We start from the raw sequence: 13,622 nt of genomic DNA, 5'->3' as shown, positions 1-13,622 counted from the left end.
GCTCCACGACGAACGGCCGGCCACCCGCTCTCGGGTGACCGGCCGTTCGGCTGTCCGGGGCTACGCGAGCCGGTGCAGCCAGCCGTGCCGGTCGGCGGCGCGGCCGTACTGGATGTCGGTGAGCTCAGCGCGGATCCGGGTGGTGATCGGGCCGGCCGTGCCGTCGCCGACGGTCAGGTCGAAGCCCTCGCCCGCCAGCCGGCCGATCGGGGTCATCACGGCCGCCGTACCGCACGCGAAGACCTCGCTGACGGATCCGTCGGCCAGCCCGCTCTTGAGCTCGGCCAGCGTGATCGGGCGCTCGGAGATCTCGTGGCCCGCGTCCGTGAGGAGCCGCAGGATCGACGAGCGCGTGACGCCCTCGAGGATCGAGCCCGAGACGGGCGGGGTCGCGACGCTGCCGTCGGAGTACACGACGCAGACGTTCATGCCGCCGAGCTCCTCGAGGTAGGTGTTGGTCGACGCGTCCAGGAAGCAGACCTGCTCGAAGCCCTTGGCGTAGGCCTCCTGCTGCGGGAGCAGGCTCGCGGCGTAGTTGCCGCCGCACTTGGCGTCGCCCGTGCCGCCCGCGCCGGCGCGGTGGTAGTCCTCGGCGACCCAGATGGACACCGGTCGCACCCCGCCGGCGAAGTACGGACCCACGGGCGACGCGATGACGAGGAACTCGGCCTCGAGTGACGGGCGCACCCCGAGGAACGTCTCCGACGCGTACATGAACGGCCGCAGGTACAGGCTCGTCTCCTCCCCGCCGGGCACCCAGGCCAGGTCCGTCGCGACGAGGGCCTGGATGGCGCCCAGGAAGTCCGCCTCCGACAGCGGCGGCAGCGCGAGGCGGTGCGCGGAGCGCGCGAACCGTGCGGCGTTGGCCTGCGGTCGGAACGTCCAGACCGAGCCGTCGGGGTGCCTGTACGCCTTGAGACCCTCGAAGATCTCCTGCGCGTAGTGCAGGACGGCCGTCGCCGGGTCCATCTGCAGCGGGCCGTACTTCTCGACGCGCCGGTTCGACCAGCCCGTCTCCTGCGAGTAGGAGATGCGGGCCATGTGCTCGGTGAACACGGTGCCGAACTTCGGCGCGGCGAGGGCGGCCTCGCGCTGGGCGTCGGGGACGGGCGTGTCCGTCCGCGTGATCTCGAAGAGGTCCGTGGACGTGGGGTGTGCGAGGGTGCTCATGTTCGGGGGCCTTTCACCAGAGTCGGAAACGACGGTACCGGTGAGGACGGCCGGGTGGACAGGCGAGACGGTGCCGTTCGACGGACCGCGTCGCCGCGGAGCAGGACGAGTCAGCCGGCGATGCGCGCGGCGAGGTCCTTGCCCACCTCGGCCGTCGACCGTACTCGCTCGCTCGTGCCGCGCTCCGCGATGTCGTCGGCGACGGCCTTCTCGACGGAGGCCGCGGCGTCCGTCAGGCCGAGGTGCTCGAGCAGCAGCGCGACCGACAGCACCGTGGCGGTCGGGTCGGCCTTGCCCTGGCCCGCGATGTCCGGGGCCGAACCGTGCACCGGCTCGAACATGCTCGGGGCCGTGCGGTCCGGGTTGATGTTCGCCGACGCGGCCAGGCCGATGCCGCCGGTGATCGCGGCGGCGAGGTCGGTGAGGATGTCGCCGAAGAGGTTGTCGGTGACGATCACGTCGAACCGCGACGGGTTGGTCACCAGGAAGATGGTCGCCGCGTCCACGTGCAGGTAGTCGACGGTGACGTCGGGGAACTCGACGTTCACGGCCTCGACCGTGCGGCGCCACAGGTGGCCGGCGTGGACCAGCACGTTGTGCTTGTGCACGAGCGTCAGCTTCTTGCGCGGGCGGGCCGCGGCGCGGGCGAACGCGTCGCGCACCACGCGCTCGACGCCGAACGCGGTGTTCACGCTCACCTCGTTGGCCACCTCGTGCGGCGTGCCGACGCGGATCGCGCCGCCGTTGCCCACGTACGGACCCTCGGTGCCCTCGCGGACCACGACGAAGTCGATCTCGCCCGGGTTGCCCAGCGGGGAGGCGACACCCGGGTACAGCCGGCTCGGGCGCAGGTTGACGTAGTGGTCGAGCGCGAAGCGCAGCTTGAGCAGCAGCCCGCGCTCCAGGACGCCTGACGGCACGCTCGGGTCCCCGATGGCGCCCAGCAGGATCGCGTCGTGCGTGCGGATCGCGTCGAGGTCGGTGTCCGTCAGCGTCTCGCCGGTCGCGTGCCAGCGGCGCGCGCCCAGGTCGAAGTCCGTCGTCGACACCGTGACAGGTCCCCCGTGCAGCGCCGTGTCGAGAGCCAGCAGGCCCTGCTCCACGACCTCCGTGCCGATGCCGTCCCCGGCCACGACGGCGAGGTTGATGTGCTGGGCAGCGGTGGTGTCGACCATGGTCCGAGCCTAACGCCCGTCCCACCGGTCGGGACGGGTGTCTCAAAGGACGGTCAGTCGACCGCGGGCGTGGGGCCAGTCGTCGGGTAGATGATCTCGAACCGCTCGAGCACGACCTCGGACGCCGGCGAGAAGTCGTCCCCCAGCACCGCGCCGAAGGACGCCTCGTGCTCGGCGACCCACGACTCGAGCGTCGCGTCCGCGCCACCCTCGGCGGCGGCGTGCTCGGCCGTCACCTCGTCGAACGTCACGACCTCGACCTCGGTGGTCCGCAGGACCGCCTTGGGCTCGCCGCCGGCGTCGGTGACGATCGACAGGTCCCCGACCCGCGGGACGTCGAGGCCCGCGGACGTCAGCTGCGCGAGCACGGTCGCCGTGCCGGTGCGCGAGCCGTCGAGCACGCGGCCGAGCAGGTCCTCCGCCTCGGGCCCCTCGCCGTACGACCACGAGGGCGGCGGCACGACGTCGTCGGGGGTGCCGCCCATGACCGAGTCCATCTTGCCGAGACCGACGTGACCGCGGGCTGCCTGCCAGAACGCCGTGATCCGCAGATCCTCGACCTCCCCGGCCACGTCCTGCGTCGGTGCCTGCTCGTCGGTCATCGTCGTCCCTCCGTCGTCGGTACGCCCATCGTCGCGCACGCCACGGGCCAGACCCTACCCACCCAGCACGGCGAGCGCGGCCGCTCGTCCGCGAGCGCTCCCGCGCGTCGCCCGGCGCTGGCACCACGCCTCAGCGCTCGGTGACGCGACACAGCGTTCGGTGACGCTCGAATGACGAACGGCACCGCGCCATGCGGTGCCGTTCGTCATGGTGAGGTGGGCGATCAGCGCGCCGCGCTGCCCTCGGACCTGTGGTCGGGCCGCGCTCTGCGCTGCCTCCGGCACAGGCCACCCTTCGGGCAGGCCCGTACCTCCGTCAGCGCGCCGCGCTGCCCTCGACGTAGTCGCTGTCCGAGGGCTTCACCCAGGCGAACAGCTTGCGCAGCTCGCGGCCGACGGGCTCGATCGGGTGGTTCTGACCCTTCTCGCGCAGCGCCTTGAACTCGGGGGCGCCGGCGTCCTGGTCGTTGATGAACCGCTCGGCGAACGCGCCGGACTGGATGTCGGCGAGGACGGCCTGCATGTTCGCCTTGACGTCCGGCGTGATGACGCGCGGGCCGGAGACGTAGTCGCCGTACTCGGCGGTGTCGGAGACGGACCAGCGCTGCTTGGTGATGCCGCCCTCGAAGATGAGGTCGACGATCAGCTTCAGCTCGTGCAGGACCTCGAAGTACGCGACCTCGGGCTGGTAGCCGGCCTCGGTCAGGGTCTCGAAGCCGTACTGGATGAGCTGCGAGACGCCACCGCACAGGACGGCCTGCTCGCCGAACAGGTCGGTCTCGGTCTCCTCCGTGAAGGTGGTCTTGATGCCGGCGGCACGCAGGCCACCGATCGCCTTGGCGTAGGACAGGGCCAGCGGCCACGCCTCGCCCGACGCGTCCTGCTCGACGGCGACGATCACGGGGACGCCGCGGCCGTCGACGTACTCGCGACGGACAAGGTGACCCGGGCCCTTGGGGGCGACCATGAGCACGTCGTGCTGGGCAGCCGGCTTGATGTAGCCGAACCGGATGTTGAAGCCGTGGCCGAAGACCAGCGCGGCGCCGTCCTTCAGGTTGGGTTCGATCTCCTCGCGGTAGACGATGCGCTGGAACTGGTCGGGCGCCAGGATGACGACGACGTCGGCGTCCCGGACGGCATCGGCGATCGAGGCGACCTTGAGGCCCTGGTTCTCGGCCTTGGCGCGGGACGCGGAGCCCTCGCGCAGGCCGACCGTCACGTCGACGCCGGAGTCGCGCAGGTTGAGGCTGTGCGCGTGCCCCTGGCTGCCGTAGCCGATGACGGCGACCTTCTTGTTGGCGATGATCGACAGGTCGGCATCGTCGTCGTAGAACAGCTCGGCCACGGTGAAATCTCCTCGGTGTAAAGGGTTCTCTTCTAACGGGAAAAGCGTCAGGCGGAGCGGTTGACCCGCTCCAGGGCGCGGTCGGTGATGGAGCGCGAGCCGCGCCCGATCGCCACCGTGCCGGACTGCACGATCTCGCGGATCCCGAAGGGCTCCAGCGCGGCGAGCAGGGCGTCGAGCTTGCCCGGCCCACCGGTCGCCTCGATGACGACGGTGTCCGGCACGACGTCGACGACGTGTGCGCGGAAGAGCTGGACGACCTCGAGCACGCTGGTGCGCTGCGCGGTGTCGGCCTTGACCTTGACCAGCAGCAGCTCGCGCTGCACGGAGGCGGTGTCCTCGAGCTCGACGATCTTGATGACGTTGATCAGCTTGTTCAGCTGCTTGGTCACCTGCTCGAGCGGCAGGGCGTCGACGTCGACGACCACCGTGATGCGCGAGATCTCGTCGTGCTCGGTGGGACCGACCGCGAGCGAGTGGATGTTGAAGGACCGGCGCGCGAACAGGCCGGCGACGCGCGTGAGCACGCCGGGCTTGTTCTCGACGAGGACCGACAGCGTGTGGCGGGACATGGTCACTCCTCGCGGTCCCACGCGGGGCTGATCCCGCGTGCGTACTGGATGTCGTCGTTGCTGACGCCTGCCGCGACCATCGGCCACACCATCGCGTCGCGCGACACGGTGAAGTCGATGACCACGGGCTGGTCGTTGATCTCGAGCGCGCGCTTGATGGTGGCGTCGACGTCGGCCGCCGTCTCGCAGCGCAGGCCGGCGCATCCGTAGGCGTCGGCCATCTTCACGAAGTCCGGGATGCGCACGGTGCCGTGCCCCGTGTTCAGGTCGGTGTTCGAGTAGCGGGACTCGTAGAACAGCGTCTGCCACTGGCGGACCATGCCGAGCGACGAGTTGTTGATGATCGCGACCTTGATCGGGATGTCGTTGATCGCGCAGGTGGCCAGCTCCTGGTTGGTCATCTGGAAACAGCCGTCGCCGTCGATCGCCCACACGGTGCGCGACGGGTCGCCCACCTTGGCGCCCATGGCCGCCGGCACCGCGTAGCCCATGGTGCCCAGGCCACCGGAGTTCAGCCACGAGTTGGGCCGCTGGTACTTGATGAACTGCGCGGCCCACATCTGGTGCTGACCGACGCCCGCGGCGAAGATCGACTCCGGCCCGGACAGCTCGCCGATCCGCGAGATGACGTACTGCGGCGACAGGTGCCCGTCGAGGGGCTCGTCGTACCCGAGCGGGAACGTCGCACGCCACTCGTCCAGCTGCTGCCACCAGGCCTCGAGGTCCGGCTTGCCGTGCTGGAGGTGCTCGCGGGCGAGCTCGGGCAGCAGGTCGGCCATGACCTCCTTGAGGTCACCGACGATCGGCACGTCCGCCGTGCGGTTCTTGCCGATCTCGGCCGGGTCGATGTCCGCGTGCACGATCGTCGCGTTCGGCGCGAAGCTCGACAGCAGGCCGGTCACCCGGTCGTCGAACCGGGCGCCGAGCGCCACGACCAGGTCGGCCTTCTGCAGAGCCGCGACCGCGGCCACGGTCCCGTGCATGCCGGGCATGCCCAGGTGCTGCGGGTGCGAGTCGGGCAGCGCACCCCGGGCCATCAGGGTCGTCACGACGGGAGCGCCCGCGGCCTCCGCCAGGGCCTTGAGCTCGGCCGACGCCCGGGCGCGGATAACGCCGCCGCCCACGTAGAAGACCGGCTTGCGGGACGTCGCGATCAGGCGCGCCGCCTCGCGGATCTGCTTGGCGTGGGGCTTGGTCACCGGGTGGTAGCCCGGCAGGTCCAGGTCCTGCGGCCACGAGAACGTGGTGTTGGCCTGCATCGCCGACTTCGCGATGTCGACGAGCACCGGGCCGGGACGACCGGTGGACGCGATGTGGAACGCCTCGGCGATGACGCGCGGGATGTCGTCCGGGTTGGTGACCAGGTAGTTGTGCTTGGTCACCGGCAGCGTGATGCCGACGATGTCGGCCTCCTGGAACGCGTCCGTGCCGATGAGCGACGCACCCACCTGCCCGGTGATCGCGACCATCGGCACCGAGTCCATGTGCGCGTCGGCGATGGGGGTCACGAGGTTCGTCGCACCCGGGCCGGACGTCGCCATGCAGACGCCCACCCGACCGGTCGCGGCGGCGTAGCCGGCGGCCGCGTGGCCGCCGCCCTGCTCGTGGCGCACGAGGATGTGGCGGAGCCGCGTCGAGTCCATCAGCGGGTCGTAGGTGGGCAGGATCGCACCGCCGGGGATGCCGAACACGACCTCGACGCCGGCCTCCTCGAGGGAGCGGACGATCGACTTCGCACCCGTGACGTGCTCCGGACCGATCGCGCTCGTCGTGGCGACGGGAACGCGGGGGCTGCTCACGGGGGCGGCCGCCGTCGGGGCGGTCGTGGGCGTTCGCGGCGGTGCCGGGTGTGGACCCTGGACCATCGATGTCTCCCTGAGGTGGTGCTGCGTGGGTCGTGCGTCTCGAACCGGACTGGTGCTGAACACAGAAAAGCCCCTCGAGCCACGGAACGGGCTGGACGAGGGGCGAGCGCGCTGACGAGGCCTGTGCGGGTGGCTTCAGCCGGCGCGCTCAGGAAGTACTACGAGAATCATCTGCACGGAGACGACAGTACGCCCACGTCTCCGATGTGTCACGCCGTCTCACATCGTGGTTTACGTGATCAGTGGGCGGACATGCTCTCGCCCTGCACGGTCGGCTCCGGGTCCATGTCGAAGGCGGGCAGTCCGTCGATGCTCGTGCGGTTCTTCAGCCGCCGGTACTCGGCCTGCCCGTCGGGACCCTTGCGCTCCATGTACGGCGGGAGCAGGTCACGCTCGCCGTCGACGGTCATCAGCGGGACGCCGTAGCCGCACGAGTCCGAGACGCGCTCGACGTCCACGACGATGACCGCACGGGCACCGGCCGTCGGGGGGAACAGCGCCGACAGCTCGTCGAAACCCTCGTCGTAGATCGTGACGAAGCGGCCGCGGCCGTGCAGCCGGACGATGTTGGGCGGGCCGGCGAACGCGCAGAACATGATCGTGATGCGGCCGTTCTCGCGCAGGTGCGCGATGGTCTCGGACCCGCTCGCCGTGATGTCCAGGTACGCCACCGAGTGCTCGTCGAGCACCACGAACGTGCCGCCGATCCCCTTGGGCGAGACGTTCACGTGACCGTCCGGACCGCTCGGGGCGGTCGCGACGAAGAACATCGGCTGCGCCTCGATGAACGCGCGCAGCCGGCCGTCGATCTTCTCGTGCACCTTGCCCACGGCCACCCCTCTCGGTTGCCTCCGACCCTACGTCCGGGCGTCCACACGATTCAGGACAGGGTCACCAGGCGGAACGACGGCAGGCCGCGGCGGCGGATCAGCCACTCCGCGACGACGACGTTGACCAGCCAGCACAGGAAGGGGACCGCGTTGTAGGCGTTGTCGAAGGCGGCGTCGAAGGAGGCGTCGGGGTCGGCCGCCAGCTGCACCGCGACGAGAGTGATCGTCAGCAGGCGCAGCGTGACCGCGGCGTACGTCAGCGCGAAGCTGCGGATCATCCACGACTGGTGGGCGGGCACGTCGCCCGACCGGATCGCCCGGTAGGCGCGCCACCCGGTCCAGAGCCACAGCACACCGAGCGCGCCGAAACCGAAGAAGCCGACCATGCCGGCGCTGTTGAACGGGGCGATGACCAGGGACCCGACGGCCCCGACGGCGACCGCCAGGAGGTAGGTGCGCCCGACCGAGCGGTGCAGGCGGCGGTGACGGTGGCGCAGCCGGGCGCAGAACTGGAACGGGCCGAGCAGCAGCGCGAGCGCCGCGGCGGTGATGTGGACGTAGAGCGCGGCCTGCACGAAAGCCGGCTGACCGGCGTACGCGGACGCGAGCCCGCTGTCCTTGGCGGCCAGGTCCTCCAGGGACGCCGTGGCGTACGGCACCGCGGCGAACGCGACGATGCCGAGCGACGTGAGCACGACCGCGAGCCAGCCCACCCGGCTGCGACGGACGGCCGTGACCTGCGGGGCCGGCGGGGCGGCGGTCGTCGTCATGGTTCGACGCTAGGTTTCGCCGCCCGGCCGAGTCTCTGGGGCCGCCCCACGGCCTACGACGGTGGCAGACCCCCGGACCGCCGGTGGACGCGCGCCTCCCACGGGCGCAGCGCGGTCGCCGGGGCCGAGTAGTTCGAGAGGATCAGCTCCCCCGGGTCCTCGTCGAGACCCACCTCCTGCAGCGTCCCCGAGAAGTTGCCGAGCACGGTCAGCGTGACGCCGTCGAGGGAGCGCGTGAACGCGTAGACGTGCTCGTGGTCGGGCAGCAGCATCGTGAAGTCCCCGAGCGCCACCACGGGGTCCTCGTGCCGCAGGGCGATCAGGCGGCGGTAGTGGTGGAACACCGACTCCGGCTCGGCGCGCTCCGCGGCAGCGTTGATCATGCGGAAGTTCTCGTTCACGCCGATCCACGGGGTGCCCGTGGTGAACCCGCCGTGCGGCTCGGAGGACCACTGCATCGGTGTGCGGGCGTTGTCGCGACCCATCTGGGCGACGCCCGCGAGCGACCCGGTCGCCTCCACGTGGCGCAGCGTCTCGATGTCCCGGTACTGGTCGAGCCGCGTGAAGTGCGCGTTCGTCATCCCGAGCTCCTCGCCCTGGTAGACGTACGGCGTGCCGCGGTGCAGGTGCAGGACCGTCGCGAGCATGGTCGCGGACTCTCGTCGGAAGTGGCCGTCGTCGCCGAACCGCGACACCACCCGCGGCTGGTCGTGGTTGTCCCAGTAGAGGCTGTTCCAGCCCACGTCGGACAGGCCGGCCTGCCAGCGGCCGAACGACGCCTTGAGGTCGGTGAGCCGTAGCGGGCGCACGTCGAACTTGCCGCCCGGCCCGTGGTCGAGGCCCACGTGCTCGAACTGGAACACCATGTCCACCTCGGCGCGAGCCGGGTCGGTGAAGGCACGGGCCTGCTCGACGGTGACGCCGGGCATCTCCCCCACCGTCAGCAGCCGGTCCGGACGCCCCGCGAACACCTCCCGGTGCATCTCCGCCAGGAACTCGTGGATCCGCGGGCCGCAGACGTACGACGCCGAGCCGTCGGCCCAGAGGCCCCCGTGCACAGGTCCGTCGAGCAGCGCGGTGTCCTTGGAGATGAGGTTGATGACGTCCATCCGGAAGCCGTCGACGCCGCGGTCGAGCCACCAGCGCATCATCGAGTAGACGGCGTGGCGGACCTCGTCGTTCTCCCAGTTGAGGTCCGGCTGCTTGCGGCTGAAGAGGTGCAGGAAGTACTCGCCGCTCGCTTCGTCGAGCTCCCAGACCGGGCCCGAGAAGAACGAGCCCCAGTTGGTCGGCTCGGCGCCCGGCGCCCCCGCCGCGAGGCCAGCACGAGGCGGCCGCCACCAGTACCAGTCGCGCTTCAGGCTCGTCGGGTCCCGCGACTCCACGAACCACGGGTGCTCGTCGGAGGTGTGGTTGACGACGAGGTCCATCAGCAGCTTCATGCCGCGCTCGTGCAGGGCCGCGATCAGCTCGTCCAGGTCCTGCAGCGTGCCGAACATCGGGTCCACGGCCTGGTAGTCGCTGATGTCGTAGCCGTTGTCGTCCTGCGGGGACGCGTAGATCGGCGAGAGCCAGACGACGTCGACGCCGAGCTCGACGAGGTGGTCGAGGTGCTGCAGGACCCCGCGCAGGTCGCCGATCCCGTCACCGTCGGAGTCGGCGAACGACCGCGGGTACACCTGGTAGACGACGGCCCGGGTCCACCACGGCGCATCCTCGACGCTCCAGCTCACGGGCCCATCGTCGCGCCCCGGGTCGAGTCCCGCCTCCGGGGCCTCCTATCGTGACGTCCATGGACGACGAGACGACCTTCCAGCCCTATGTCGCCGACGAGCCCGCACCGCGGCTGCTGCGGGTCGGCGGGATCCTGCTGCTCGTGGCGATGGCGGCGGCCGCCGTGCTCATCTTCAGCACCGAGCCGTCGTCCGGGCCCGTAGCGGCCCTGCTGACCGTCCTGGCCCTGCTGCTCGGCATCGCCGCGGGGGTGCTGCTGCTGGTCTGCCGGATCACCGTCACGGTCGGGGCGACCGACGTGCTGGTCGCCTTCTGGCCGGTCTACCGCAAGCGGCTCACCGTCCCCGACCTCGTGTCCGTCCGCGACGAGCCGCGCCTGACGCCCAGCATGGTCGGCGGCGGGACGGGTCTGCGGTTCGCCACCGGCAACCGCGTCGCGCTGCTCTTCGGCGCCGGTCCGGCGACGGAGATCGAGACCTCCACCGGCCGCACCTACCTCGTCGTCGTGCGGGACTCTGCGGCCCTCACGGCGGCGGTACGACGGCTCATCGAGTACCCCGTCTGACGCGTCCGCCGCGAGCACCACGGCTGACCGGCTCAAGTCGTCCGTCGTCCGGCGCCGATGCTCCGCTATGACCTCGCGCCTGGCCACGCACTCCATCCTCGTGCTCGTGGTGCTCGGCGCGGTGGCCGCGGTCGTGGCGCTCGTCGTCGGCTCGGACCGTCGGGCCGATCAGGCGCCGGGCCTCGCGCTCCCGACCGCTGCTGCGTCCGCGGGTCCCGTCGACACCCCTCCCCTGTCGGAACAGATCCCCGCGGGGACGATCGATCCGGCAGCCTTGCCGGAGCGCGCGGTCCCGCGAGCGCTCGCGGTCGCCCTGTGGACTCCCCCGCAGGCGGAGTCGGCAACCGCGCCGGTGCTCGCCCTTCTGGCGTTCGACGCCGAGACGCGGGAGTGGGTGCGCGCCACGGTCCCTCCGATCAGCTGGTCGGTCGCCCTGGCGCCGGATGGGCGGCGGATCGCCCAGGTCTTCGTCCAGCCCGGCGGCGTGCCGCAGATCCAGGTCGTCGACCTCGCTACCGGCACCGTCCAGGTCGTGCCGTCACCCGGGCAGGCAGACGAGTGCACACCCCACGAGCTCGCGTGGTCTCCGGACAGCGCACTGCTCGCGGTCGCCTCGGGATGCTGGGAGCTCGGGACCCGGCTGTACGCGGTCGACTCGAATACCGGCTCCGCGAACCTGCTCGACGAGCTCGGGATCCACGACGAGAGCTCGGAGCCGGTGTCGTGGGCGCCCGACGGAGCGCACATCGCCTACTCCCTCATCCGTTACGAGGAGCCGGACTTCATCGACTCCTACAGCTACGTCACCCGCGTGGTCGCGCTCGACGGCTCGCCCGCCGCCGAGTACCCGAACACCTTCGTCTCGCGCGGGCACGCGTGGCGCGACGGGACCCGGCTCATGCTGGGCAACGAGCTCGGCTCCCAGGGCGGCGAGCCGTTCGTGCTGGAGGCCGACCTCACCGACGGCACGGTCGAGGGCCTCCCGACGCTGAGCGGGCTCGGCTTCGTCGACGGCCTGGCGCTGGTCCGCCGGGGAGAGGGATCCCCGCCCTGCGCGAGCACGCTCTGCCTCCTCGACCCTGGCTCGGGCGACGTCCGCCCGTGGCTGACGTTCGCCGACGAGCAGTTCGTCCAGCCCGAGCTGAGCCTCGCCGCCCCGTGACGGCCCCGACCTTCGCGGGTCCGCGCCGTCTCGGGGCGGACGATCAGATCAGCACGGCGCCCTTCGACGCGGACTGCACGAGCTTGGCGTATTTGGCCAGGACGCCGCGCGTGTACTTGGCGGGCAACGGCTCCCAGCCGACCTTGCGGGCCTCGAGCTCCTCGGCGGGGACCAGCACCTCGAGCAGCTCGTTGGCCATGTCGAGGCGGATCCGGTCGCCGTCCTTGATGAACGCGATCGGGCCGCCGTCGACGGCCTCGGGGGCCACGTGGCCGACGCACAGGCCGGTCGTGCCACCGGAGAAGCGCCCGTCGGTGAGCAGCAGCACGTCCTTGCCCAGGCCGGCGCCCTTGATCGCGCCCGTGATCGCGAGCATCTCGCGCATGCCGGGGCCGCCCTTGGGGCCCTCGTAGCGGATGACGACGACGTCGCCGGCGACGATCGTGCCGTCCTCGAGGGCGTCGAGCGCGTGGCGCTCGCGCTCGAACACGCGGGCGGTGCCCTCGAACACGTCGGAGTCGAAGCCGGCCGACTTCACGACCGCACCCTCGGGAGCCAGCGACCCGTGCAGGATCGTGATTCCGCCGGTCTTGTGGATCGGGTTGGACAGCGCGCGCAGGATCTTGCCGTCGGGGTCCGGCGGGTTCACGTCGGCCAGGTTCTCCGCCACGGTCTTGCCGGTGACGGTCAGGCAGTCGCCGTGCAGCAGGCCGGCGTCGAGCAGCGCCTTCATGACGACGGGGACGCCGCCGATGCGGTCGATGTCGTTCATGACGTAGCGGCCGAACGGCTTGAGGTCGCCCAGGTGCGGCACCTTGGCGGCGACGCGGGAGAAGTCGGCGAGCGTGAGGTCGACCTCGGCCTCGTGCGCGATCGCGAGCAGGTGCAGGACCGCGTTGGTCGAGCCGCCGAACGCCATGACCACGGCGATCGCGTTCTCGAACGCCTCCTTGGTCATGATCTGGCGCGCGGTGATCCCGCGGCGCAGCAGCTCGACGACGGCCTCGCCGGACTTGTGGGCGAACGCGTCGCGACGACGGTCGGCGCTGGGCGGCGCGGCCGAGCCGGGCAGCGACATGCCCATCGCCTCGGCCACGGAGGCCATCGTGTTGGCGGTGTACATGCCACCGCAGGCGCCCTCGCCGGGACAGATGGCGCGCTCGATGCGGTCCACGTCCTCGCGGCTCATCAGCCCGCGGGCGCAGGCGCCGACGGCCTCGAAGGCGTCGATGATCGTGACGTCCTTCTCGGTGCCGTCCGAGAGCTTGACCCAGCCCGGCGCGATCGACCCCGCGTAGAGGAAGACGCTCGCCAGGTCCAGGCGGGCCGCGGCCATGAGCATCCCCGGCAGGGACTTGTCGCAGCCGGCCAGCAGGACGGAGCCGTCGAGGCGCTCGGCCTGCATGACGGTCTCCACCGAGTCGGCGATGATGTCGCGGCTCACCAGGGAGAAGTGCATGCCCTCGTGGCCCATCGAGATGCCGTCGGAGACCGAGATGGTGCCGAACTCCAGCGGGTAGCCGCCGCCCGCGTGCACGCCGCTCTTGACGGCCTGCGCGAGCCGCTGCAGCGACAGGTTGCACGGCGTGATCTCGTTCCACGAGCTCGCGACGCCGATCTGCGGCTTGGCGAAGTCGTCGTCACCGAGCCCGACCGCGCGGAGCATCCCGCGCGCGGCCGTCGCCTCCAGACCGTCCGTGACGGTCCGGGAGCGGGGCTTGATGTCGACGCCGTTGGAGGTGGGGGCTGAGTTCGATCGGTCCGACGTCACGGTCATGCTCGCGAGTGTATGACCGCAGCCCCGTTGCTCCGAGCGGGGGTCACCCTGCGGA

The 13,622-nt window shown here is 71.2% G+C and carries 12 protein-coding genes; 2 read left to right on the top strand and 10 right to left on the bottom strand.

Annotated elements, in window-relative coordinates:
• Positions 1–60 precede the first annotated feature (60 nt).
• From AC1DUE_RS06590 to AC1DUE_RS06550, 9 genes are all read right to left on the bottom strand, one after another.
• Positions 61–1,170 carry a branched-chain amino acid aminotransferase gene (locus AC1DUE_RS06590; protein ID WP_477038605.1) on the bottom strand — a complete coding sequence of 370 codons (1,110 nt, stop codon included), beginning with the start codon at positions 1,168–1,170 and terminating at the stop codon, positions 61–63.
• A 110-nt stretch (positions 1,171–1,280) separates the two neighbouring features.
• The gene (locus AC1DUE_RS06585) at positions 1,281–2,345 is read right to left on the bottom strand and encodes a 3-isopropylmalate dehydrogenase (protein ID WP_477038604.1); all 1,065 of its coding nucleotides are present in this window, start codon (positions 2,343–2,345) and stop codon (positions 1,281–1,283) included.
• Between the two features lie 53 nt (positions 2,346–2,398).
• Positions 2,399–2,947: an ASCH domain-containing protein gene (locus AC1DUE_RS06580; protein ID WP_477038603.1), complete on the bottom strand. Its 549-nt coding sequence runs from the start codon at positions 2,945–2,947 to the stop codon at positions 2,399–2,401.
• 316 nt (positions 2,948–3,263) lie between these two features.
• On the bottom strand, positions 3,264–4,292 hold the full coding sequence (ilvC, locus tag AC1DUE_RS06575; RefSeq protein WP_477038602.1) for a ketol-acid reductoisomerase: 1,029 nt from the start codon (positions 4,290–4,292) through the stop codon (positions 3,264–3,266).
• 47 nt (positions 4,293–4,339) lie between these two features.
• Complete coding sequence (gene ilvN / locus AC1DUE_RS06570; protein ID WP_477038601.1) at positions 4,340–4,864, bottom strand: acetolactate synthase small subunit; 525 nt, start codon at positions 4,862–4,864, stop codon at positions 4,340–4,342.
• Between the two features lie 2 nt (positions 4,865–4,866).
• Complete coding sequence (locus AC1DUE_RS06565) at positions 4,867–6,729, bottom strand: acetolactate synthase large subunit (protein WP_477038600.1); 1,863 nt, start codon at positions 6,727–6,729, stop codon at positions 4,867–4,869.
• Between the two features lie 239 nt (positions 6,730–6,968).
• Complete coding sequence (locus AC1DUE_RS06560; RefSeq protein ID WP_477038599.1) at positions 6,969–7,559, bottom strand: pyridoxamine 5'-phosphate oxidase family protein; 591 nt, start codon at positions 7,557–7,559, stop codon at positions 6,969–6,971.
• Positions 7,560–7,609: 50 nt separating this feature from the next.
• Entirely contained in the window at positions 7,610–8,329 is a 720-nt protein-coding gene (locus AC1DUE_RS06555) for a DUF2306 domain-containing protein (RefSeq protein WP_477038598.1), read from the bottom strand.
• 53 nt (positions 8,330–8,382) lie between these two features.
• A complete protein-coding gene (locus AC1DUE_RS06550) occupies positions 8,383–10,062 on the bottom strand; it encodes a glycoside hydrolase family 13 protein (RefSeq protein WP_477038597.1) in 1,680 nt (559 codons plus the stop codon).
• Between the two features lie 59 nt (positions 10,063–10,121).
• Here AC1DUE_RS06550 and AC1DUE_RS06545 point away from each other — a divergent pair, with 59 nt between their 5' ends.
• Both AC1DUE_RS06545 and AC1DUE_RS06540 read left to right on the top strand, forming a co-directional pair.
• Positions 10,122–10,628 (top strand): hypothetical protein, encoded by a 507-nt coding sequence (locus AC1DUE_RS06545; RefSeq protein ID WP_477038596.1) that lies wholly within the window; start codon positions 10,122–10,124, stop codon positions 10,626–10,628.
• Positions 10,629–10,695: 67 nt separating this feature from the next.
• Positions 10,696–11,790 (top strand): TolB family protein, encoded by a 1,095-nt coding sequence (locus AC1DUE_RS06540; RefSeq protein WP_477038595.1) that lies wholly within the window; start codon positions 10,696–10,698, stop codon positions 11,788–11,790.
• Between the two features lie 43 nt (positions 11,791–11,833).
• Here the strand turns inward: AC1DUE_RS06540 and ilvD are convergent, their stop codons facing one another.
• The gene (gene ilvD / locus AC1DUE_RS06535; RefSeq protein ID WP_477038594.1) at positions 11,834–13,567 is read right to left on the bottom strand and encodes a dihydroxy-acid dehydratase; all 1,734 of its coding nucleotides are present in this window, start codon (positions 13,565–13,567) and stop codon (positions 11,834–11,836) included.
• Between the last annotated feature and the right edge of the window lie 55 nt (positions 13,568–13,622).

Source organism: Cellulomonas sp. P4_A2, assembly GCF_056402515.1.
This window is presented reverse-complemented; position numbering and strand designations above follow the sequence as displayed.